General features: G+C 41.4%; 20 protein-coding genes. 19 read left to right on the top strand and 1 reads right to left on the bottom strand.

From position 1 onward, the window contains the following. The 6 genes from QM857_RS03500 to rpmH all read left to right on the top strand — a co-directional run bounded on the left by QM857_RS03500 (position 1) and on the right by rpmH (position 7,821). The gene (locus tag QM857_RS03500) at positions 1-1,767 is read left to right on the top strand and encodes an ABC transporter ATP-binding protein (RefSeq protein ID WP_414275082.1); all 1,767 of its coding nucleotides are present in this window, start codon (positions 1-3) and stop codon (positions 1,765-1,767) included. 288 nt (positions 1,768-2,055) lie between these two features. Continuing rightward, positions 2,056-2,745, top strand: coding sequence for a gamma-glutamyl-gamma-aminobutyrate hydrolase family protein (locus tag QM857_RS03495; protein WP_414275081.1), 690 nt, complete (start codon positions 2,056-2,058; stop codon positions 2,743-2,745). Between the two features lie 170 nt (positions 2,746-2,915). Continuing rightward, positions 2,916-4,265, top strand: a complete 1,350-nt coding sequence (locus QM857_RS03490) for a glucose-6-phosphate isomerase (protein WP_000018246.1) — start codon at positions 2,916-2,918, stop codon at positions 4,263-4,265. A 130-nt stretch (positions 4,266-4,395) separates the two neighbouring features. Then, positions 4,396-5,856, top strand: coding sequence for a glutamate--tRNA ligase (gene gltX, locus QM857_RS03485; protein WP_414275080.1), 1,461 nt, complete (start codon positions 4,396-4,398; stop codon positions 5,854-5,856). Positions 5,857-6,327: 471 nt separating this feature from the next. Continuing rightward, positions 6,328-7,542 carry a pyridoxal phosphate-dependent aminotransferase gene (locus QM857_RS03480; protein WP_414275079.1) on the top strand — a complete coding sequence of 405 codons (1,215 nt, stop codon included), beginning with the start codon at positions 6,328-6,330 and terminating at the stop codon, positions 7,540-7,542. A 144-nt stretch (positions 7,543-7,686) separates the two neighbouring features. Next, positions 7,687-7,821, top strand: a complete 135-nt coding sequence (gene rpmH, locus QM857_RS03475; RefSeq protein ID WP_000831905.1) for a 50S ribosomal protein L34 — start codon at positions 7,687-7,689, stop codon at positions 7,819-7,821. Between the two features lie 182 nt (positions 7,822-8,003). On the opposite strand, the gene QM857_RS03470 is transcribed toward rpmH, so the two are convergent. Continuing rightward, a complete protein-coding gene (locus QM857_RS03470; protein ID WP_414275078.1) occupies positions 8,004-9,848 on the bottom strand; it encodes an APC family permease in 1,845 nt (614 codons plus the stop codon). Positions 9,849-10,004: 156 nt separating this feature from the next. Between QM857_RS03470 and QM857_RS03465 the strand changes: the two genes are divergently transcribed. The 13 genes from QM857_RS03465 (at position 10,005) to pflA (ending at position 22,124) form a co-directional block, all read left to right on the top strand. Next, positions 10,005-10,781: a TatD family hydrolase gene (locus QM857_RS03465; protein WP_414275077.1), complete on the top strand. Its 777-nt coding sequence runs from the start codon at positions 10,005-10,007 to the stop codon at positions 10,779-10,781. Further along, the gene (gene rnmV / locus QM857_RS03460) at positions 10,778-11,341 is read left to right on the top strand and encodes a ribonuclease M5 (protein ID WP_414275076.1); all 564 of its coding nucleotides are present in this window, start codon (positions 10,778-10,780) and stop codon (positions 11,339-11,341) included. Before QM857_RS03465 ends, rnmV begins: the two co-directional genes overlap by 4 nt. A gap of 133 nt (positions 11,342-11,474) precedes the next feature. After that, entirely contained in the window at positions 11,475-12,893 is a 1,419-nt protein-coding gene (locus tag QM857_RS03455) for an SseB family protein (RefSeq protein ID WP_414275075.1), read from the top strand. Between the two features lie 87 nt (positions 12,894-12,980). Next, the gene (locus tag QM857_RS03450) at positions 12,981-13,691 is read left to right on the top strand and encodes a dimethyladenosine transferase (RefSeq protein ID WP_414275074.1); all 711 of its coding nucleotides are present in this window, start codon (positions 12,981-12,983) and stop codon (positions 13,689-13,691) included. Between the two features lie 19 nt (positions 13,692-13,710). Next, entirely contained in the window at positions 13,711-14,583 is an 873-nt protein-coding gene (rsmA, locus tag QM857_RS03445) for a 16S rRNA (adenine(1518)-N(6)/adenine(1519)-N(6))-dimethyltransferase RsmA (RefSeq protein WP_414275073.1), read from the top strand. A gap of 1 nt (position 14,584) precedes the next feature. Next, the gene (rsgA, locus tag QM857_RS03440) at positions 14,585-15,463 is read left to right on the top strand and encodes a ribosome small subunit-dependent GTPase A (protein ID WP_414275072.1); all 879 of its coding nucleotides are present in this window, start codon (positions 14,585-14,587) and stop codon (positions 15,461-15,463) included. Positions 15,464-15,473: 10 nt separating this feature from the next. After that, positions 15,474-16,130: a ribulose-phosphate 3-epimerase gene (gene rpe / locus QM857_RS03435; RefSeq protein WP_414275071.1), complete on the top strand. Its 657-nt coding sequence runs from the start codon at positions 15,474-15,476 to the stop codon at positions 16,128-16,130. Next, positions 16,093-16,755 carry a thiamine diphosphokinase gene (locus QM857_RS03430; protein ID WP_414275070.1) on the top strand — a complete coding sequence of 221 codons (663 nt, stop codon included), beginning with the start codon at positions 16,093-16,095 and terminating at the stop codon, positions 16,753-16,755. Before rpe ends, QM857_RS03430 begins: the two co-directional genes overlap by 38 nt. 1 nt (position 16,756) lies before the next feature. Beyond that, positions 16,757-18,013, top strand: a complete 1,257-nt coding sequence (rmuC, locus tag QM857_RS03425) for a DNA recombination protein RmuC (RefSeq protein WP_414275069.1) — start codon at positions 16,757-16,759, stop codon at positions 18,011-18,013. Next, positions 18,003-18,944 carry a 3'-5' exoribonuclease YhaM family protein gene (locus tag QM857_RS03420; RefSeq protein ID WP_414275068.1) on the top strand — a complete coding sequence of 314 codons (942 nt, stop codon included), beginning with the start codon at positions 18,003-18,005 and terminating at the stop codon, positions 18,942-18,944. Before rmuC ends, QM857_RS03420 begins: the two co-directional genes overlap by 11 nt. 102 nt (positions 18,945-19,046) lie before the next feature. Then, the gene (purR, locus tag QM857_RS03415; protein WP_006147832.1) at positions 19,047-19,871 is read left to right on the top strand and encodes a pur operon repressor; all 825 of its coding nucleotides are present in this window, start codon (positions 19,047-19,049) and stop codon (positions 19,869-19,871) included. A gap of 72 nt (positions 19,872-19,943) precedes the next feature. Beyond that, positions 19,944-21,197, top strand: coding sequence for a diaminopimelate decarboxylase (locus tag QM857_RS03410; RefSeq protein ID WP_414275067.1), 1,254 nt, complete (start codon positions 19,944-19,946; stop codon positions 21,195-21,197). Positions 21,198-21,329: 132 nt separating this feature from the next. Continuing rightward, positions 21,330-22,124 carry a pyruvate formate-lyase-activating protein gene (pflA, locus tag QM857_RS03405; protein WP_004251620.1) on the top strand — a complete coding sequence of 265 codons (795 nt, stop codon included), beginning with the start codon at positions 21,330-21,332 and terminating at the stop codon, positions 22,122-22,124. Positions 22,125-22,153: the final 29 nt, after the last annotated feature.

Genomic DNA, 22,153 nt, shown 5'->3' with positions numbered 1-22,153 from the left:
ATGAAGACATTTGAATTCTTTTGGAACTATTTTAAAGTTTATAAGATATCCTTTGTCGTTGTTATTGCTATGATTATCATTGCAACGGTAGCCCAAGCTCTCTTTCCGGTATTTGCAGGTCAAACAGTCACAGAACTGGCTAATTTGGTTATAGCTTATCAAAATGGAAATCCTGATATGGTTTGGCAAAGTCTATTAGGACTCTTGATTAATCTTGCTTATATTTTGATTGTGCTCGTGGTGTCGAGTCTTATCTATATGGTTTTGATGAGCCGTATTATTGCCGAATCGACAAATGAGATGCGTAAGGGACTTTTTGGCAAGCTTTCTCGCTTGACTGTTTCCTTCTTTGACCGCCATCAAGATGGTGATATCCTGTCACGTTTCACCAGTGACTTGGATAATATCCTCCAGGCTTTCAACGAAAGTCTGGTGTCTGTTATGACCAATATTGCCCTTTATATTGGCTTGCTGATTGTCATGTTCGCAAAAAATGTGACCTTGGCTTTGATTACGATTGCTAGCACTCCGATAGCTGTCATCATGTTGATTGTCATTTTGAAATTGGCAAGAAAATATACCAATCTCCAACAGAAAGAAGTTGGGAAGCTCAACGCCTACATGGATGAGAGTATTTCAGGTCAAAAAGCCGTTATTGTTCAAGGTATTCAAGATGATGTGATTGCAGGTTTTGTTGAGCAAAACGAGCGTGTCCGTAAAGCAACTTTTAAGGGCAGAATGTTTTCAGGAATTCTCTTTCCTGTCATGAACGGAATGAGCTTGGTCAATACAGCTATTGTTATTTTTGTCGGTTCAGCTGTCTTACTGAATGATCAGAACATCGAGACAGCAACTGCTCTGGGTTTGATTGTCATGTTTACCCAGTTTTCTCAGCAATATTACCAACCGATTATCCAATTAGCGGCGAGCTGGGGAAGCTTGCAACTGGCCTTTACAGGTGCGGACCGTATCCAAGAAATGTTTGATGCAGAAGAAGAAATTCGTCCTCAAGATGCTCCAGTATTTAACGAATTAAAAGAAGGTGTGGAGATTCGTAATGTGGACTTCTCCTACCTGCCAGGAAAACCCATTTTGAAAGATGTTAGCATTTCAGCTCCAAAAGGGAAAATGATTGCGGTAGTTGGTCCGACAGGTTCAGGGAAAACAACTATCATGAACTTGATCAATCGTTTTTATGATGTGGATGCAGGAAGTATCAGCTTTGATGGCAGAGATATCCGAGAATTTGATTTGGATAGTTTGCGAAGCAAGGTGGGAATTGTTCTACAGGATTCTGTTTTGTTTAGTGGAACTATTCGTGACAATATTCGATTTGGTGTACCAGAAGCTAGTCAGGAAATGGTTGAAGCAGCAGCTAAGGCTACACACATCCATGACTATATCGAAAGTCTACCAGATAAGTACGATACTCTGATTAATGATGACCAGAGCGTATTCTCAACCGGTCAGAAGCAGTTGATTTCCATCGCCCGTACCTTGATGACAGATCCGCAGGTCTTAATTTTGGATGAGGCAACATCAAACGTTGATACTGTAACAGAGAGCAAGATTCAAAATGCCATGGAAGCTATTGTGGCAGGAAGAACTAGTTTTGTAATTGCTCACCGCTTGAAAACCATTCTCAATGCCGATCAGATCATTGTCCTTAAGGATGGTGAGGTTATTGAACAAGGAAATCACCACGAATTACTCAAGCTTGGAGGCTTCTACTCTGAACTGTACCATAATCAATTTGTCTTTGAATAATACTCTTCGAAAATCTCTTCAAACTACGTCAGCGTCCCCTTGCCGTATATGTGTTACTGACTTCGTCAGTTCTATCCACAACCTCAAAACTGTGTTTTGAGCAACCTGCGGCTAGCTTCCTAGTTTGCTCTTTGATTTTCATTGAGTATAAGCAAAAAAGTTGTCCTAATTTTGGGCAACTTTTTCTGATAAAGAAATTTTATCACGGACTTAAAAAATACATATTAGACAGGAATGGGCAAGGATGATAAGATAAGATTATCAATAGAAAAGGAAAGGAAATCAGTGATGGTAAGAACAGTTGTTGGAGTAGCGGCAAACCTATGTCCTGTGGACGCAGAAGGAAAAAATATTCATTCATCAGTCTCTTGTAAATTTGCTGAGAGTATTCGTCAGGTTGGCGGACTTCCTTTGGTCATTCCGGTTGGTGATGAGTCAGTTGTGCACGACTATGTAGAAATGATAGACAAGCTTATCTTGACTGGAGGGCAAAATGTCCATCCTCAGTTTTATGGTGAGGAAAAAACAATTGATAGCGACGACTATAACCTAACTCGCGACGAGTTTGAGCTAGCTCTTCTACAAGAAGCCTTGCGTCAGAACAAGCCAATCTTAGCCATTTGCCGTGGCGTTCAGCTTGTCAACGTTGCCTTTGGTGGGACACTCAATCAGGATATTGAAGGTCATTGGCAAGGTCTACCTTTTGGGACTTCACATTCTATTGAGACAGTGGATGGCAGTGTAGTGTCTAAATTATTTGGTAAAGAAAGTCGGGTTAATTCAGTGCATCGTCAGAGCATTAAAGATCTGGCACCCAATTTCCGTGTGACGGCTGTGGATCCACGTGATCAAACTGTTGAAGCAATTGAATCCATTGATGAACACCGTATTATTGGTCTCCAGTGGCATCCAGAATTTTTGGTCAATGAAGAAGATGGCAACTTAGAATTATTTGAGTATTTATTGAATGAATTATAACGACTAGAATCCTAGTCGTTTTTTTTATTCATTATTTACAAATCTTTATAGAATTGTGTTTTTACGCAAACGTTTGAATTGTGATAAAAATCGGAAATTTTCAGTATAAAAACTTGAAAAAATTGTTAGTAAGCGTTATGATAGAAAAGAAGAAATTTTGGAGGAATACTATGTCACATATTAAATTTGATTATTCAAAAGTATTAGACAAATTTGTTGCACCACATGAAGTGGAGTACATGCAAGCACAAGTTACAGCTGCAGACGAATTGATCCGTAAAGGAACTGGTGCTGGGAGCGACTTCTTGGGTTGGTTGGACCTTCCTGAAAACTACGACCGCGAAGAATTTGACCGCATCTTGAAAGCTGCTGAACAAATCAAATCAGACAGCGATGTTTTGGTTGTTATCGGTATCGGTGGATCATACCTTGGAGCGAAAGCAGCAATTGACTTCTTGAACCACCACTTTGCAAACTTGCAAACAAAAGAAGAACGCAAGGCTCCACAAATCCTTTACGCAGGAAACTCAATCTCATCTACTTACCTTGCTGACTTGGTAGAGTACGTAGCTGATAAAGACTTCTCAGTAAACGTAATTTCTAAATCAGGTACAACAACTGAACCAGCTATCGCTTTCCGTGTCTTCAAAGAACTTTTGGTTAAGAAATACGGACAAGAAGAAGCCAACAAACGTATCTATGCAACAACTGACCGCCAAAAAGGTGCTGTTAAGGTTGAAGCAGATGCTAACGGCTGGGAAACATTTGTGGTTCCAGATGACATCGGTGGACGCTTCTCAGTATTGACAGCCGTTGGTTTGCTTCCAATCGCTGCTTCAGGAGCTGACATCAAAGCCCTTATGGAAGGTGCTAACGCAGCTCGCAAAGACTACACTTCAGATAAAATCTCTGAAAACGAAGCTTACCAATACGCAGCAGTTCGTAACATCCTTTACCGTAAAGGCTATGCAACTGAAATCTTGGTAAACTACGAGCCATCACTTCAATACTTCTCAGAATGGTGGAAACAATTGGCTGGTGAGTCAGAAGGGAAAGACCAAAAAGGGATTTACCCAACTTCAGCTAACTTCTCAACAGACTTGCACTCATTGGGTCAATTTATCCAAGAAGGAACTCGTATCATGTTTGAAACAGTTGTCCGCGTTGACAAACCTCGTAAGAACGTAATCATTCCTACTTTGGAAGAAGATCTTGACGGACTTGGATACCTTCAAGGAAAAGACGTTGACTTCGTTAACAAAAAAGCAACTGACGGTGTTCTTCTTGCCCACACAGATGGTGACGTACCAAATATGTACGTGACTCTTCCTGAGCAAGATGCCTTTACTCTTGGTTACACAATCTACTTCTTCGAATTGGCAATTGCCCTTTCAGGTTACTTGAATGCCATCAACCCATTTGACCAACCAGGTGTTGAAGCATACAAACGCAACATGTTTGCCCTTCTTGGTAAACCAGGATTTGAAGAATTGAGCAAAGAACTAAACGCTCGTCTATAATAGAATAAAAAAGAGTGGTAAATCCACTCTTTTTGCTTTTTCTCGAAAAGAGAAATTGGACTCTGGCAAGACTTGTGATATAATATAGAGAGCAAAAAGGCAGACGCCTAGAGACTTTATAGGAGAAGATATGTCAAAAGATATTCGTGTGCGTTACGCACCAAGTCCAACAGGACTATTACACATCGGTAATGCCCGTACAGCATTGTTTAACTATTTGTATGCACGCCACCATGGTGGAACTTTTATCATCCGTATCGAAGATACTGACCGCAAACGTCATGTCGAAGACGGAGAACGTTCACAGCTTGAAAACCTTCGTTGGTTGGGCATGGACTGGGATGAAAGTCCAGAGACTCATGAAAACTACCGCCAGTCTGAGCGTTTGGAATTGTATCAAACATACATTGACCAACTCTTAGCTGAAGGAAAAGCCTACAAATCTTACGTTACAGAAGAAGAATTAGCCGCAGAACGTGAACGCCAAGAAACCGCTGGTGAAACACCTCGTTACATTAACGAATACCTTGGCATGAGCCAAGAAGAAAAAGCAGCTTATATCGCTGAACGTGAAGCGGCAGGCATCATCCCAACGGTTCGTTTGGCTGTCAATGAGTCTGGTATTTACAAGTGGCATGATATGGTCAAAGGTGATATCGAATTTGAAGGTGGCAATATCGGTGGGGACTGGGTTATCCAAAAGAAAGATGGTTACCCAACTTACAATTTTGCCGTTGTCATTGATGACCACGACATGCAAATTTCTCACGTTATCCGTGGAGATGACCACATTGCCAATACACCAAAACAGCTCATGGTCTATGAAGCGCTTGGATGGGAAGCACCAGAATTCGGTCACATGACCTTAATCATCAACTCTGAAACTGGTAAGAAGTTGTCTAAACGTGACACTAATACCCTTCAATTTATCGAAGATTACCGTAAGAAAGGGTACCTTCCAGAAGCAGTCTTTAACTTCATCGCCCTTCTTGGATGGAATCCTGGAGGGGAAGATGAAATCTTCTCTTGTCAAGAACTCATTAACCTCTTTGATGAAAACCGTCTCAGCAAGTCTCCAGCAGCCTTCGATCAGAAGAAAATGGACTGGATGAGCAATGAGTACATTAAGAATGCGGATCTTGAGACTATCTTTGAAATGGCCAAACCATTCCTTGAAGAAGCAGGACGATTGACTGATAAGGCTGAGAAATTAGTAGAACTCTACAAACCACAAATGAAGTCAGTGGACGAAATTGTTCCATTGACAGACCTTTTCTTCTCAGACTTCCCAGAATTGACAGAAGCTGAACGAGAAGTCATGGCTGGTGAAACAGTGCCGACTGTACTTGAAGCCTTTAAAGCCAAACTCGAAGCCATGTCAGACGACGAGTTTGTGGTGGAAAATATCTTCCCACAAATCAAAGCGGTTCAAAAGGAAACTGGTATCAAAGGGAAAAATCTCTTCATGCCAATCCGTATCGCCGTTTCAGGTGAAATGCATGGTCCTGAATTACCAGATACCATCTACTTGCTTGGACGTGAAAAATCCATCCAACACATCGAAAAAATGTTGGCAGAAATTGCAAAATAGCATACAAAAAGAGCTCAAATATTGAGCTCTTTTTATATGTATACTTGTTTGAAAATGCAATGATTTTAGTGTATAATATGAATTGACAGGGCAAGGAAATAAGTTAGTGAGATGGTATTTTTACAACTAGACTCGGCTTAGTTTAACATTATTCCTAATGTTGGTCAGTCTACTTATTTTTTCTTTGCGTTTTGCTGAATAGAAGCAGAAATTCTTTTGTTCATGCAGTTACCATCCCTTACAATGACTTTGTTTTCGATCACCAGAGTTTCTCTACAAAGATTTTGGTCCAATTTGTCCAGCTTTTTAGAGAAATATATCTACTCTTTCTTCTCCAAAAATAGAAAGAAATCGACTTTGCTCTGTTACCTTGCGTTAAGCAAGGTTTTTTTGTGGAATAGTACTGGGAAATTTACGATTTCGTTTTGGAGTGGTATAATATTAACTATCCTGATGAATAGAGGAACTCGAATGAAAGAATTTAACAAATCAATAAAATTAGAGCATGTGGCTTATGATATCCGTGGTCCAGTTTTGGAAGAAGCTATGCGTATGCGCGCAAATGGAGAAAAAATTCTTCGTCTAAATACAGGGAACCCAGCTGAGTTTGGCTTTACAGCTCCAGATGAGGTTATCCACGACTTGATTATGAATGCCCGTGATAGTGAAGGCTATTCAGATTCAAAAGGTATCTTTTCAGCTCGTAAGGCCATCATGCAGTATTGCCAACTAAAGAAATTCCCCAATGTGGATATTGATGATATCTACCTTGGAAATGGGGTTAGTGAGCTAATCGTTATGTCTATGCAAGGTCTCTTGGATAACGGTGATGAAGTCTTGGTTCCTATGCCTGATTATCCACTTTGGACTGCGGCAGTCAGCTTGGCTGGGGGAAATGCCGTTCACTACGTCTGTGATGAAAAAGCGGAATGGTATCCAGACCTAGATGACATTAAGTCTAAGATTAGTTCAAATACCAAGGCCATTGTTTTGATCAATCCGAATAACCCAACGGGGGCTCTTTATCCTAAAGAACTCTTACTAGATATTATCGAGATTGCTCGCCAAAATGACTTGATTATCTTTGCGGATGAAATTTACGACCGTATGGTTATGGATGGCAATGTCCACACACCAGTCGCAAGTTTGGCTCCAGACCTTTTCTGTGTCAGCATGAATGGCCTGTCTAAATCTCACCGTATCGCTGGTTTCCGTGTTGGTTGGATGGTCTTGTCTGGACCTAAACATCATGTAAAGGGCTACATTGAAGGTCTCAACATGCTTTCAAACATGCGACTTTGTTCGAATGTGCTTGCTCAACAGGTTGTTCAAACTTCACTAGGTGGTCACCAGTCAGTGGATGAGTTGCTTCTTCCTGGTGGTCGTATCTATGAACAAAGAAACTTTATTTATAATGCTATTCAAGATATCCCTGGTTTATCAGCTGTTAAGCCAAAAGCGGGTCTTTATATCTTCCCTAAAATCGACCGCAATATGTATCGTATCGATGACGATGAACAATTTGTCCTCAATTTCTTGAAACAAGAAAAAGTGCTTTTGGTACATGGACGTGGCTTTAACTGGAAAGACCCAGACCACTTCCGTATTGTTTATCTTCCACGTGTCGATGAGTTAGCCCAAATCCAAGAGAAGATGACTCGTTTCTTGAAACAGTATCGTAGATAAGGCTTTCATAGCAAAAAAGCTGGAAACATTTGTCAGAGCTATTGACAAATAAGTAAGAATCAGATAGAATAGTAAAGTATGTTTAGTAACTGATCACTTTATAGCCGGCTAAACGAATACAAAATCTATGAGGAGGTATTCATCGTGAAACGTACTTATCAACCAAGTAAACTTCGTCGTGCGCGCAAACACGGATTCCGTAACCGTATGTCAACTAAAAACGGTCGTCGCGTATTGGCAGCTCGTCGTCGTAAAGGACGCAAAGTTTTGGCTGCATAATCCAAACAAATGAAACAAAGAAGTCAGTAGGAACTCGAGCCTACTGATTTTTCTTTTATCTAAAAGATAGAATTTTCTAAAGTTATTGATTGAGAATAAACATTTTAGAAGACGTCTTGAAAAAATCACATATAGAAAAAGCTCAAGATCAGAAGATAATTTCTCTGATTTTGAGCTTTTCTTTATTCTTTCAAATGATAAGAGTAGCTAGCAACGACGACATCTTCGTGCCATCTGAGAGCATATTTTAATTTAAGGCTCATTTGATTGTGGAGGGTATTTTGCCAAGGTTTGTTAGGGATAAATTGGGGTACAAGAACTGTAACCGTGTAGTTCTTTTTCTTGGCTTCTTGAGAAATCTTTCGAACATATCGAACTGTAGGTGTGATAATATCGCGATAGCTGGTATTAATGTTTTTAAGAGTAATATTTGGGAAGTAGTCGGCAAATTCTTGGAGGATTTCTTGGTCTTTTTCCTCAGTTTCCTTGGTGGAAATGTGCATAGCCAAAACTTCGTCTCCGATGCTTTGAGCGTAGTTAATCGCTCCGACGCTGACTCGAGTAACATTTCCTACTAAGACAAGGACGACATTCCCATCGTAAGTTTTCTTTTGAATTCCTTCATAAAGTCGAAGTTGTTTCGCCACTTTTTGGTAATGACTGTGGATGGACAAAAAGAGGAAGGTTAAGACTAGGATAATTGGGAAGAAGGGCCAGATATCTCCAAGTCTGAAGAAGAGTAGGATAAGAACGATAACGTAACAAATGATAGCACCGAGGATGTTAGCAATGGCAGATTTTAAGAAATGAGAGCCTTTTTCTTTTTTCCAGTGGCGAATCATACCTGTTTGAGAAAGTGCAAAGGGGACGAAAACTCCGATAGTATAAAGAGGGATCAAGCGTTCTGTATTTCCGTTGAAAATAAGCAGAAGGATTATGGCACCAAAAGCTAAGGTTAAAATACCGTTTGAGTAACCAAGGCGGTCTCCCTTTTCCATAAAGAGATGGGGCATGTACTTGTTCTTAGCCATATTGTAAGCCAACATTGGAAAGGCAGAAAAACCAGTATTTGCAGCAACGGCTAGGATTAGGGCAGTTGAGAATTGGAAGAGATAATAAACAATCTGACCGAGAGCAGAATCCCCTAAAATCCCTTTAGCCATTTGTGAGAGGATTGTTTCTCCGTGTTGAGGAGTAATCCCCATCCAGTAGTTTAGGAAGGTAATTCCTGCAAAGAGAAATCCAAGAATCAGAGACATGATGGTCAGTGTTTGAGCTGCGTTCTTTTCTTTAGGGGTCTTGAAAAATGGGACAGCATTTGAGATAGCTTCAACCCCGGTTAATGAAGCTGAACCGCTGGTGAAGGCTCTTAAAATCAGGACAATTGAGAGGCTTGGGACGGTTTGACCAATTGCAGAAGTTGCATGATAGCTTAGAGAACCTGTCAATAGTTGGAAGATACCAAACAATAAGAGGAAGACCGTACTAAAGATAAAGAGGTAGACAGGGATCATCAGAGAACTAGCAGATTCCTTCAAGCCTCGCAGATTCAAAAGCATGAGCAAACATACTAGAAAAATGGAGATGTGGAGGTTGTAGGGATGGAGAGCAGGAAGTGCGGCTGTGATCGCATCAGCACCTGCAGCCACGGATACAGCTACTGTCAGCATGTAGTCAACAAGTAGACTTCCCCCAGCAATCAAACCTAACTCAGGGGAGAGGTTTTCTCGAGTAACCATATAGGCACCTCCACCTTGAGGGTAGGCATGGATGATTTGTCGGTAAGAAATGGTTAGACTAGCAAGTAGCAAGAGGACAAAAATGCCGATAGGGAGACTCCACCAAATAGCAAGCGGAGATAGGCTAGCCAAGACAAGGACGACCTGCTCAGGTCCATAGGCGATAGATGAAAGGGCATCGCTTGAGAGCATTGCAAGTGCCTGTGTTTTTCCAAGAAGTCCTCCTTCACCCTCAGTTAAGGATTTTAGAGGACGACCGATAAAGGTATATTTAAGTTTTGTAAACATTTTCTTTCCTTTTTTGAAATTTTCAACAAGAGCTATTATACTGCTATGAAAAAATACCGTCAAGGGAAAATCATTGATTTCAAAATATTTTTTTCCTATAAGGATGCGACTAGTTTTTTTGGTATAATAGAAGGTAGAAAAAACGAGGAAATATAAATGATTTTTGATACTCATACACATTTAAATATAGAGGAATTTTTGGGACGTGAAGAAGAAGAGCTTGCCTTAGCAGCTGAGATGGGTGTGTCTCGGATGAATATTGTTGGTTTTGACAAACCGACTATTGAGCGTGCTCTTGAACTAGTGGACAAGTATGACCAACTCTATGCGACGATTGGCTGGCATCCGACAGAGGCAGGGACCTATACAGAGGAAGTTGAGAATTACTTGCTAGAAAAACTAAAACATTCTAAAGTTGTTGCCTTGGGTGAGATTGGTTTGGATTATCATTGGATGACAGCACCTAAAGAAGTGCAGGAACAAGTTTTCCGTCGTCAGATTCAGCTATCTAAGGAACTGGACTTGCCTTTTGTGGTTCATACCCGTGATGCGCTAGAAGACACCTATGAGATTATCAAGAGTGAGGGAGTCGGACCTCGTGGCGGCATCATGCACTCCTTCTCTGGTTCTCTGGAATGGGCTGAGAAGTTTGTGGAGCTTGGTATGACAATTTCCTTTTCTGGAGTGGTGACCTTCAAGAAGGCGACAGATATTCAGGAAGCAGCCAAAGAGTTACCTTTGGATAAGATTTTGGTAGAGACAGATGCGCCTTATTTAGCCCCAGTACCCAAGCGTGGTCGTGAAAACAAGACAGCTTACACGCGCTATGTAGTGGACTTTATCGCGGACTTACGTGGTCTGACGACAGAAAAATTGGCAGCTGCGACAAGTACCAATGCAGAACGAATCTTTGGATTGGAACGTAAATCATGAAAGAGAAAATTTCCCAAGTCATCGTAGTTGAAGGACGCGATGATACGACCAATCTCAAACGTTTTTTTGATGTGGAGACTTATGAGACTCGTGGATCTGCGATCAATGAACAAGATCTTGAACGAATCCAACGTTTACACCAACGTCATGGGGTGATTGTTTTTACAGATCCTGATTTTAACGGGGAACGCATTCGTCGGATGATTATGACGGCCATTCCGACAGTTCAGCACGCCTTTCTCAAACGTGATGAGGCAGTGCCAAAATCTAAGACAAAGGGACGTTCTCTAGGAATTGAGCATGCTAGCTACGAAGACTTGAAGACAGCACTAGAACAGGTCACTGAGCAGTTTGAAGCAGAAAGAGACTTTGATATTAGCCGTAGTGACTTGATTCGCCTTGGTTTTCTAGCCGGAGCAGATAGCCGAAAACGCAGAGAATATCTAGGAGAGAACCTTCGTATCGGTTATTCAAATGGTAAACAGCTCCTCAAACGTTTAGAGTTATTTGGCATTAGTTTAGCAGAAATTGAAGAGGCCATGAAATATTATGAGAATTGAGAAACTCCACCAAAATGTGGAGGGAATGTGATACAATAGAAGTAATCATAAACGGTTTAATCAGGCTTGGTAGCAAGCATTAGAAAAGTGACTCCATAAAAATTGTGCTAAGTGGAGATGATGAGGAAAAGTTATGGGAATCTTTGATTTTTTAAAAAAGACTGAAGCAACAAAAACAACTGAATCCAATAAGGAAGCAGAAGAGGCGAAAGACAATGCTTGCGTGGGTGTTCTAGATTTGTTCCCGATGAAGGAAACGAACCAATTATTGATTGTTGGGAGTCTAGAGGGTAGGCTCAAGGTTGGAGATCAGTTGCAGTTTTGCAATCCTGACCAAGGAATGGAAAGTCTTGGTACTGTAGAGGTTAAAAAACTCAGCAGTCAAAACAAAGATGCAGATAGTCTAACGGATCAAGTTCTTGCCCATGTAGTGGTTGATATGACTCCTTCTTTGGATAAACTGAAAAAAGGAAGTGTGCTCTTTAGTTCAGGTGTTGAGGAAGAGCAAACATTATCTAGCTATTCAGATGCTCTTTATCGTGCTTTTGTAGCCATCCAAGAGGGTCAGTTAACAAATGAAGACTATTTGGCAGCTAGCCTTGATGACAGCGTAGAGATTTTACGTCTCTTTTTATGGAAATGCCGTCAAAATCAGGAAACTGAAAGTGAAGAAAGCTATCAATCCAACACTCGCAAGTTGGAACGCCTCGCGGAAATCGTCAAGGACAAGTTGTTAGTAGCAGATTCAGTTTATGCAGTTTATTCGGAAAAAACAGGAGAACCCTATCTTTTCTCAACGACCTATGACAGAGGAGAAGAAGGGTATCTCTGCACTGATCCCATGATCATGCTTTTGACACCATCTTGGTATCGCCAATTCAAGAAAACCATTGAAAGCCGACCAAACTCAGTCGTAAAACTGATTGAAAATACGGAAGATAAAAAAGGGATTGAAAATTTCCTTGGGACAGCCTTTTACCTAAATGGTGCCTTGGGAGCAATCTTTAATTCCAAGGAAGTCAGCATCAGTGCCTCTGCCTTGGTTCAAAAACCAGATTTTTCTGATTTACCAGAAATACAAGTGCCTGTCATGAATCCTGACCTAGTAAGATGGATGCTCTTGATGGGGCAGATGGACCAACCGACTACAGAAGAGCAAGAACTAGTTTATGGACTTTACTACAAGTTCTTCTCTATGGCTATGCCTAAAGCAAAATTCTTGCTTCCATTAGATGCAACATCAGGATTCCCAGAGGATAATTCAGAAGGAAATTCCTTTGTTTTGGAAAAAGACGCTAACTTTAATATTCCCGTTAGAGAAGGAAAAGATGGGCGAAATTCCGTCCCAGTCTTTACCGATTGGAAACGTCTGAGAATGGTTTTTGATGAAAAGTGGAATGGCATGATTGAAGAAGCTGGAGGCATGATTGAAGGTTTTGACTATGCCATAAACCCGACGGAATACTATGAAGCGGGTGCCTATGTTAGCCTAACAGCTTTTAGAGACATGCAAAAACTTAGTGAGGAACAAGAAGGAAGAGCTCAAGATTAGAAAGATCTTTACATTGGGAAACTTTATAGTTTTATCCACACTTACTTGAACCAGTAACCTTTTTCAAAGATTGTGAAGGGAAACGATATGGCAAATAGAAGTTATATTTACTTAAAAAACGGAGATGAAGCCCGTATTCTAACAGAGGGAATTTACACAATACCTTATTTTTGGCAATTGTTTTGGGATGAAGAAGATTTAAAAGCTCCTATTGCTCTCTGGGAAACAGCAGAAAAACTCGAAGAAGATGAAGAGCAAGCAGAAAAGTTTTACCAAGAGCAGAATGTAGATATCTTGATTCCTATTGAAAAATTCCAGCAAAACGCCCTCCAAAATCGGTCTTTTTTAGAAGAGAATGTCCCACAAGCCTTGAAACTATATGATGCCTTTGTTCGTTATATTCTTGCAAACGTAAAAGATGGCGATGTGTTAGGATTTGATCTTTTGGATGTAGTTTTTATGGACCAAGTCTCTGTAGTCGCTGATAAACTGTTAAAAAATATCCGAGCTATTCGGGAAAATCAACCCAAAGATTTAGATTTTTCTCTAACGGATGAGAACTTAATAGGCCTTGCTATGGGCTTTCCTGATTATTACGCTTCAGAATTATTTCCAGAAGACAATATTCTAGATTCGGTTGCATATCAGGATGAATTGAAGAAAATGAACCCCCAAGAAGATAAAAAACAGCTTGATATGACTGGAGCCGATACAAAAGGGAACAAACATCGTGTTCTATTTGTATTTTGGATTTTGTTGGCAGGAATTATGTTGTTTCTATATATTATTTTTAGCTAATAATTAGAAAAGAGAATAAATGAGAATTGCAGATTATAGCGTGACCAAGGCAGTACTGGAGCGTCACGGTTTTACCTTTAAAAAATCCTTCGGGCAAAATTTCTTGACCGATACCAATATCCTTCAAAAAATCGTGGATACGGCTGAGATTGATGATCAAGTCAATGTTATCGAAATCGGGCCAGGGATTGGTGCCTTGACGGAATTTCTAGCTGAACGTGCAGCTGAAGTCATGGCCTTTGAGATTGACCACCGTTTGGTGCCAATCCTAGCGGATACCCTGCGTGATTTTGACAATGTGACCGTAGTCAACGAGGACATTCTCAAGGTTGATTTGGCGCAGCATATCCAAAATTTTAAAAATCCTGACTTGCCAATCAAGGTAGTAGCCAACTTGCCCTACTATATCACGACGCCTATTCTCATGCACTTGATTGAAAGTGGGATTCCTTTTAGTGAGTTTGTCGTCATGATGCAAAAAGAAGTGGCAGATCGTATCTCCGCTCAACCAAATACCAAGGCATATGGTAGTTTGTCGATTGCCGTTCAGTATTATATGACTGCCAAGGTTGCCTTTATCGTACCTCGTACGGTCTTTGTGCCAGCACCAAATGTGGATTCAGCTATCCTGAAAATGGTAAGACGCCCAGAACCTGCTGTAGCAGTGGAAGACGAGAAATTCTTCTTTAAAGTTTCCAAGGCTAGTTTCACCCATCGCCGTAAGACCTTGTGGAATAATCTGACAGGTTACTTTGGGAAGACCGAGGAAGTTAAGGATAAGTTGACCAAGGCTTTGGAGCAAGCTGGCTTGTCACCAAGTGTACGTGGTGAAGCTCTTAGTTTAGAAGAATTTGCCAGTCTAGCAGACGCACTTAAAGGACAAGGGCTCTAAGATGCAGGGACAAATCATTAAAGCCTTGGCGGGTTTCTACTATGTGGAGAGTGATGGCAAGGTTTATCAAACACGTGCGCGTGGGAATTTTCGTAAAAAAGGCCACACACCCTATGTTGGGGATTGGGTAGATTTTTCTGCAGAAGAGAACTCAGAAGGATATATTTTGGAAATTCACGAACGAAAAAATAGTCTGGTTCGTCCACCCATTGTCAATATTGACCAAGCCGTTGTCATTATGTCCGTTAAAGAACCTGACTTTAATAGCAACTTATTGGATCGGTTCTTGGTTCTTTTGGAGCACAAGGGCATTCATCCTATCGTCTATATTTCAAAAATGGACTTACTGGAAGATGAGGGAGAACTGGATTTTTACGAGCAGACCTATTGTGCTATTGGTTATGACTTTGTGACCAGTAAAGAAGAGCTCTTACCTCTGTTGACAGACAAAGTGACGGTCTTTATGGGGCAAACGGGTGTTGGAAAGTCAACCCTCCTCAATAAAATCGCACCGGATCTTAATCTTGAGACAGGAGAAATCTCTGATAGTCTAGGTCGCGGTCGCCATACTACTCGAGCTGTTAGTTTTTACAATCTCAATGGTGGGAGAATCGCAGACACACCAGGTTTTTCATCGCTGGATTACGAAGTAACAACAGCAGAAGACCTTAATCGAGCCTTTCCAGAGATTGCTAGTGTCAGTCGTGATTGTAAGTTCCGCACTTGTACCCATACCCATGAGCCATCTTGTGCAGTGAAACCAGCAGTAGAAGAGGGCATCATTGCGAACTTCCGTTTCGACAACTACCTGCAGTTCCTCAGTGAGATTGAAAATCGCAGAGAAACCTATAAAAAGGTCAGCAAAAAAATTCCAAAATAAGGAGAAACCTATGTCTCAATACAAGATTGCTCCGTCAATTCTGGCAGCGGATTATGCCAACTTTGAACGTGAAATCAAACGCTTAGAAGCAACTGGGGCTGAATATGCCCACATCGATATCATGGATGGTCACTTTGTACCCCAAATCAGTTTTGGTGCAGGTGTGGTCGAGGCTCTTCGTCCCCACAGCAAGATGGTCTTTGACTGCCACTTGATGGTCTCTAATCCTGAACATCATTTAGAGGATTTTGCTCGTGCTGGAGCAGATATCATCAGCATCCATGTTGAAGCAACTCCTCATATCCACGGAGCTCTTCAAAAGATTCGTTCTCTCGGTGTTAAACCTTCGGTTGTCATTAACCCAGGTACACCTGTTGAGGCTATCAAGTATGTGCTACACTTAGTTGACCAAGTATTAGTCATGACAGTTAACCCTGGATTTGGTGGGCAAGCCTTTCTGCCAGAAACCATGGATAAGGTACGTGAATTGGCTGCCCTTCGTGAGGAAAAAGGATTGAATTTTGAAATTGAAGTGGATGGTGGAATTGATGATCAGACCATAGCTCAAGCCAAAGAAGCTGGTGCAACAATCTTTGTAGCAGGGTCCTATGTCTTTAAGGGAGATGTCAATGAACGAGTGCAAGCTCTCAGAAAACAACTGGACTAAAGTTGCGGTTTTTGCAGGCGGAGACCGCGGTCACTATCGGACAGATTTTGACTGCTTTGTCGGTGTGGATCGAGGCTCACTTTGGGTACTGGAGGAAAAACTTCCTCTTGCTTTAGCCGTTGGGGATTTTGATTCTGTGACTGTAGAAGAACGTCATTTGATTCAAAAACGTGCCCAGCATTTTGTTCAAGCCCAGCCAGAAAAAGATGATACCGATCTGGAACTAGCACTGTTAACGATTTTTGAAAAAAGTCCTCAAGCTCAGGTGACCATTTTTGGTGCCCTAGGTGGTCGTATTGACCATATGCTGGCTAATGTCTTTCTTCCTAGCAATCCCAAATTAGCACCCTATATGCGCCAAATAGAGATTGAGGATGGGCAAAATTTGATTGCCTATTGTCCAGAAGGGACCAGTCAGCTAGAGCCACGTTCGGACTACGATTATCTGGCCTTTATGCCGGTTCGGGATAGTCAGTTGACTATTATCGGAGCCAAGTATGAACTGACAGAGGCGAATTTTTTCTTTAAGAAAGTTTACGCTTCTAACGAATATATAGATAGGGAAGTTTCGGTGACTTGCCCAGATGGCTATGTAGTCGTGCTGCATAGCAAGGACAGGAGATAGGATGGAGATTATATTACTACTGTTACTAATTGCTAACCTAGCCGGCCTCTTTCTTATTTGGCAGAGGCAGGGAAAGCAGGAGAAATACCTGACCAAAAGTTTAGAAGATCAGGCAGATAACCTTTCAGACCAGTTAGATTATCGATTTGAACAAGCGCGACAAGCAAGCCAGCTGGACCAAAAAAATCTAGAAGTGGCTGTTAGCGACCGTTTGCAGGAGGTGCGAATCGAATTGCACCAAGGTCTTACCCAGGTTCGACAGGAGATGAATGAAAACCTCCTCCAAACCAGAGATAAGACTGACCAACGACTACAGGCCTTGCAGGAGTCAAATGAGCAACGTTTAGAGCAGATGCGCCAAACGGTCGAGGAAAAGTTAGAAAAGACCTTGCAGACACGCTTGCAAGCGTCTTTCGAGACAGTTTCAAAACAACTGGAATCTGTTAATCGCGGCCTAGGTGAAATGCAGACGGTGGCGCGAGATGTCGGTGCGCTTAATAAGGTCTTATCTGGAACCAAGACCCGAGGAATTCTGGGTGAATTACAACTGGGACAGATTATTGAAGATATCATGACACCTGCCCAGTATGAACGAGAATTTGCAACGGTTGAAAATTCGAGTGAGCGAGTCGAGTACGCCATCAAGTTGCCTGGGCAAGGCGACCAAGAATATGTTTATCTACCGATTGACTCTAAGTTTCCATTGGCGGATTATTACCGCCTAGAAGAAGCCTATGAATCAGGTGACAAGGAAGAGATTGAGCGCTGCCGTAAGTCACTCTTAACGAGTGTTAAGCGTTTTGCAAAGGATATCAAGAGTAAGTATCTGGCGCCACCTCGAACAACCAATTTTGGAGTATTGTTTGTCCCGACAGAAGGTCTCTATTCAGAGATTGTTCGCAATCCGATTTTCTTTGATGATTTGAGACGGGAGGAGCAGATTATCGTTGCAGGGCCAAGTACCTTATCAGCCCTTCTTAACTCTCTATCAGTTGGCTTCAAAACTCTCAATATCCAAAAGAGTGCCGACCATATCAGCAAGACTCTTGTCAGTGTCAAGACCGAGTTTGGCAAGTTTGGTGGTATTCTGGTTAAAGCGCAAAAACACCTCCAACATGCCACTGGTAATATTGATGAATTACTAAACCGTCGTACTTCAGCTATCGAGCGAACTCTCCGACATATTGAATTGTCAGAAGGTGAGCCTATGCTTGATTTGCTCCAGTTCCGAGAAGATGAGGAAGAATATGAAGATTAGTCACATGAAAAAAGATGAACTGTTCGAGGGCTTTTACCTGATCAAATCAGCCGATCTGAGACAGACGCGTGCTGGGAAAAATTACCTAGCTTTCACCTTCCAAGATGATAGTGGGGAAATCGAAGGAAAGCTCTGGGATGCTCAACCTCATAACGTTGAGGCCTTTACTGCAGGAAAAGTAGTCCACATGCAAGGGCGTCGTGAAGTTTACAACAACACTCCACAGGTAAATCAAATCACCCTTCGCTTACCTCAGCCTGGCGAACCCAATGACCCAGCAGACTTCAAGGTCAAATCACCAGTGGATGTTAAAGAAATCCGTGAGTACATGGCACAGATGGTTTTCAAGATTGAAAATCCCATCTGGCAACGAATCGTTCGGGCCCTCTATACCAAATATGATAAAGAATTTTATTCTTATCCAGCTGCAAAAACCAACCACCATGCCTTTGAAACAGGGCTTGCTTATCATACAGCGACTATGGTTCGTTTAGCAGAGGCAATTGCAGATGTCTACCCACAACTCAATAAGAGCTTGCTCTACGCCGGAATTATGCTTCATGACTTGGCTAAGGTTATTGAGTTAACAGGTCCGGACCAGACAGAGTATACAGTGAGAGGAAATCTTATCGGGCATATCGCCTTGATTGATAGCGAGATTACCAAAGCAGTTATGGAACTTGGCATTGATGATACTCGAGAAGAAGTGGTGCTTCTGCGCCATGTGATTCTCAGCCACCATGGATTACTCGAGTATGGTAGTCCTGTTCGTCCTCGTGTTATGGAAGCTGAAATTATTCATATGATTGATAATTTGGATGCGAGTATGATGATGATGTCAACAGCGCTCGCCCTTGTTGATGAGGGTGAAATGACCAATAAAGTCTTTGCAATGGACAATCGTTCCTTCTACAAGCCAAAATTAGACTAGAAACTAAAAAAATGAGCTTTATTTAGACAATAAAGTTCGTTTTTTTTGCTTTAGTGTGTTATAATGAGAAAAAGACTAATTAAAAAGAATGGTGAATAACTAATGAAATTAAGAAGAAGTGATCGGATGGTTGTTATTTCCAATTATTTGATTAACAATCCATACAAATTAACCAGTCTCAATACCTTCGCGGAAAAGTATGAATCTGCCAAATCTTCTATTTCAGAAGATATTGTCATTATTAAGCGCGCCTTTGAAGAAATTGAAATCGGCCATATTCAAACGGTGACAGGTGCTGGTGGTGGGGTTATTTTCACACCTTCTATCTCTACCCTTGAGTCTAAAACAATTATCCAAGAGCTTCGTGATAAACTTTCAGAGAGTGACCGCATTCTGCCAGGAGGCTACATTTATTTGTCTGATCTCCTTAGTACTCCGGCTATTTTAAAAAATATCGGTCGCATTATTGCTAAGAGCTTTATGGACCAAAAGATTGATGCTGTTATGACGGTAGCGACCAAAGGGGTTCCGCTTGCAAATGCAGTAGCAAATGTTCTCAACGTACCTTTTGTCATTGTTCGTCGTGACTTGAAAATCACAGAAGGTTCAACTGTGAGTGTTAACTACGTCTCAGGTTCTAGCGACCGTATTGAAAAAATGTTCCTTTCAAAACGTAGCCTTAAGGCAGGAAGCCGTGTCCTGATTGTTGATGACTTTTTGAAAGGCGGAGGAACGATTAACGGTATGATTAGCCTTTTAACAGAGTTTGATTCTGAGTTAGCTGGTGTAGCTGTCTTTGCTGATAATGCGCAGGAAGATCGTGAACAGCAGTTTGACTACAAATCACTCTTAAAAGTTACCAATATTGATGTGAAGAACCAACAAATTGAAGTTGAAGTTGGGAACATCTTCGAAACAGAAAAATAAGAGAGAATAAGATGCTTAAAGGTTGGAACTTTCGTCCCAGCCTTTCTTTGATAATGAATATGAAGGAGCCCTATGAAGACGCCATTTATTAAACGTGAAGACTTAGAAAAGATTGTTGAAGAGTTTCCAACTCCATTCCATCTCTACGATGAAAAAGGTATTCGCAAGAAAGCACGCGCAGTAAACAAAGCCTTCTCTTGGAATAAAGGCTTTAAAGAATACTTCGCAGTTAAGGCAACCCCAACTCCAGCTATCTTGAAGATTTTGCAAGAAGAAGGATGTGGAGTGGATTGTTCTAGTTATGTAGAACTCTTAATGAGTCATAAGCTCGGGTTTTCAGGGGCGGAGATGATGTTTTCATCTAACAATACACCAGACCAAGAGTACGCTTATGCCCGTGAATTAGGGGCGACTATCAACTTGGATGCCTTTGAAGATATCGACCATTTAGAGCGCGCTGCGGGGATTCCTGAGATTATCTCTTGTCGTTACAATCCTGGAGGCGTATTTGAACTAGGAACGGACATTATGGATAGTCCTGGTGAAGCTAAGTTTGGGATGACAAAGGAACAGCTCTTTGAAGCCTTTGCTATCTTGAAAGAAAAGGGAGCAAAAACTTTTGGGATTCATTCCTTCCTAGCTTCCAATACTGTTACTCATCTCTATTATCCAGAATTGGCGCGCCAGCTTTTTGAACTGGCTGTAGAAATCAAGGAAAAGTTAGGTATTTCGCTGGACTTCATCAATCTTTCTGGAGGAATCGGTGTTAACTATCGTCCGGACCAGGAGTCAAATGATATTGCTTTAATTGGTGAGGGTGTTCGTCAGGTTTATGAAGAAGTTCTTACGCCAGCAGGTCTTGGTCAAGTTAAGATTTTTACAGAACTAGGACGCTTTATGTTAGCGCCTCATGGAATTCTAGTGACTAAAGTAACCCATAAAAAGAAGACTTATCGGACTTATCTTGGAGTAGATGCGTCAGCTGTTAACCTGATGAGACCAGCTATGTATGGAGCTTATCACCACATCACCAATATGATGCATCCTGACGGTCTGACTGAAGTGGTTGATGTTGTTGGTTCACTTTGTGAAAACAACGATAAGTTTGCAGTTAATCGTGAACTACCTCAAACAGAAATTGGTGATCTGTTAGTCATTCATGATACAGGTGCGCATGGATTCTCTATGGGTTACCAGTACAATGCGAAACTTCGTTCAGCAGAGATTCTCTACACAGAGGACGGTGGTGCACGACTAATCCGCAGAGCAGAGCGACCTGAGGACTATTTTGCGACTCTCTATGGGTTTGACTTTGACAAGGATTAGAAGAATTTTTGAAAATCATGAAAGTTGAAAGTGAAAAACAGTTTGTTTTCTAAAAAATAGACAAAATCTGTGGTTTTTCTTTTCAGGCATGATATAATAAAGCTATAAAACGGTTTCAAGGAAGGTGACGTGATGTCTGAAGAAACAATTGACTATGGACAAGTGACAGGAATGGTGCATTCGACAGAGAGTTTTGGGGCGGTAGATGGCCCTGGGATTCGTTTCATTGTCTTTTTGCAGGGCTGTCAGATGCGTTGCCAGTATTGCCATAACCCTGACACATGGGCGATGGAAACCAATAAATCTCGTGTACGAACAGTAGATGATGTTCTAGAAGAAGCGCTTCGTTATCGTGGTTTCTGGGGAGACAAGGGAGGTATCACAGTCAGTGGAGGAGAAGCTCTCTTGCAGATTGATTTCTTGATTGCTCTCTTTACAAAAGCAAAAGAAAAAGGAATCCACTGTACCTTGGATACTTGTGCCCTTCCATTCCGTAATAAACCACGCTATCTAGAAAAATTCAACAAGTTAATGGCCGTGACAGACTTGGTTCTTCTTGATATAAAGGAAATCAACGAAGCACAACACAAGATTGTAACCAGTCAAACCAATAAAAATATCTTGGCATGTGCTCAGTACTTGTCAGATATTGGGAAACCTGTTTGGATTCGTCACGTTCTTGTGCCTGGATTGACAGACCGTGATGAAGATTTGATTGAACTTGGTAAGTTCGTAAAAACTCTTAAAAACGTTGATAAGTTTGAAATCCTACCCTACCACACTATGGGAGAATTCAAATGGCGCGAGCTTGGCATTCCGTATTCACTTGAAGGGGTTAAACCTCCAACAGCAGATCGTGTGAAGAACGCTAAGGAATTGATGGATACAGAAAGTTATCAAGATTACATGAAACGTGTACATGGATAAAAAGAAGCCTGATGGGAACATCGGGCTTT

Origin of the sequence: Streptococcus infantis (assembly GCF_047463315.1) — a bacterium.
In the GTDB taxonomy this organism is placed as follows: Bacteria; Bacillota; Bacilli; order Lactobacillales; family Streptococcaceae; genus Streptococcus; species Streptococcus infantis_AB.
The sequence above is the reverse complement of the archived record's forward strand: the minus strand, read 5'-3'. Positions and strand labels throughout refer to the sequence as shown.

Coding starts and splice junctions, on each gene's coding strand:
- QM857_RS03500 (WP_414275082.1), top strand. CDS start 1: ATGAAGACATTTGAATTCTTTTGGAACTATTTTAAAGTTTATAAGATA.
- QM857_RS03495 (WP_414275081.1), top strand. CDS start 2,056: ATGGTAAGAACAGTTGTTGGAGTAGCGGCAAACCTATGTCCTGTGGAC.
- QM857_RS03490 (WP_000018246.1), top strand. CDS start 2,916: ATGTCACATATTAAATTTGATTATTCAAAAGTATTAGACAAATTTGTT.
- gltX (WP_414275080.1), top strand. CDS start 4,396: ATGTCAAAAGATATTCGTGTGCGTTACGCACCAAGTCCAACAGGACTA.
- QM857_RS03480 (WP_414275079.1), top strand. CDS start 6,328: ATGAAAGAATTTAACAAATCAATAAAATTAGAGCATGTGGCTTATGAT.
- QM857_RS03470 (WP_414275078.1), bottom strand. CDS start 9,848: ATGTTTACAAAACTTAAATATACCTTTATCGGTCGTCCTCTAAAATCC.
- QM857_RS03465 (WP_414275077.1), top strand. CDS start 10,005: ATGATTTTTGATACTCATACACATTTAAATATAGAGGAATTTTTGGGA.
- rnmV (WP_414275076.1), top strand. CDS start 10,778: ATGAAAGAGAAAATTTCCCAAGTCATCGTAGTTGAAGGACGCGATGAT.
- QM857_RS03455 (WP_414275075.1), top strand. CDS start 11,475: ATGGGAATCTTTGATTTTTTAAAAAAGACTGAAGCAACAAAAACAACT.
- QM857_RS03450 (WP_414275074.1), top strand. CDS start 12,981: ATGGCAAATAGAAGTTATATTTACTTAAAAAACGGAGATGAAGCCCGT.
- rsmA (WP_414275073.1), top strand. CDS start 13,711: ATGAGAATTGCAGATTATAGCGTGACCAAGGCAGTACTGGAGCGTCAC.
- rsgA (WP_414275072.1), top strand. CDS start 14,585: ATGCAGGGACAAATCATTAAAGCCTTGGCGGGTTTCTACTATGTGGAG.
- rpe (WP_414275071.1), top strand. CDS start 15,474: ATGTCTCAATACAAGATTGCTCCGTCAATTCTGGCAGCGGATTATGCC.
- QM857_RS03430 (WP_414275070.1), top strand. CDS start 16,093: ATGAACGAGTGCAAGCTCTCAGAAAACAACTGGACTAAAGTTGCGGTT.
- rmuC (WP_414275069.1), top strand. CDS start 16,757: ATGGAGATTATATTACTACTGTTACTAATTGCTAACCTAGCCGGCCTC.
- QM857_RS03420 (WP_414275068.1), top strand. CDS start 18,003: ATGAAGATTAGTCACATGAAAAAAGATGAACTGTTCGAGGGCTTTTAC.
- purR (WP_006147832.1), top strand. CDS start 19,047: ATGAAATTAAGAAGAAGTGATCGGATGGTTGTTATTTCCAATTATTTG.
- QM857_RS03410 (WP_414275067.1), top strand. CDS start 19,944: ATGAAGACGCCATTTATTAAACGTGAAGACTTAGAAAAGATTGTTGAA.
- pflA (WP_004251620.1), top strand. CDS start 21,330: ATGTCTGAAGAAACAATTGACTATGGACAAGTGACAGGAATGGTGCAT.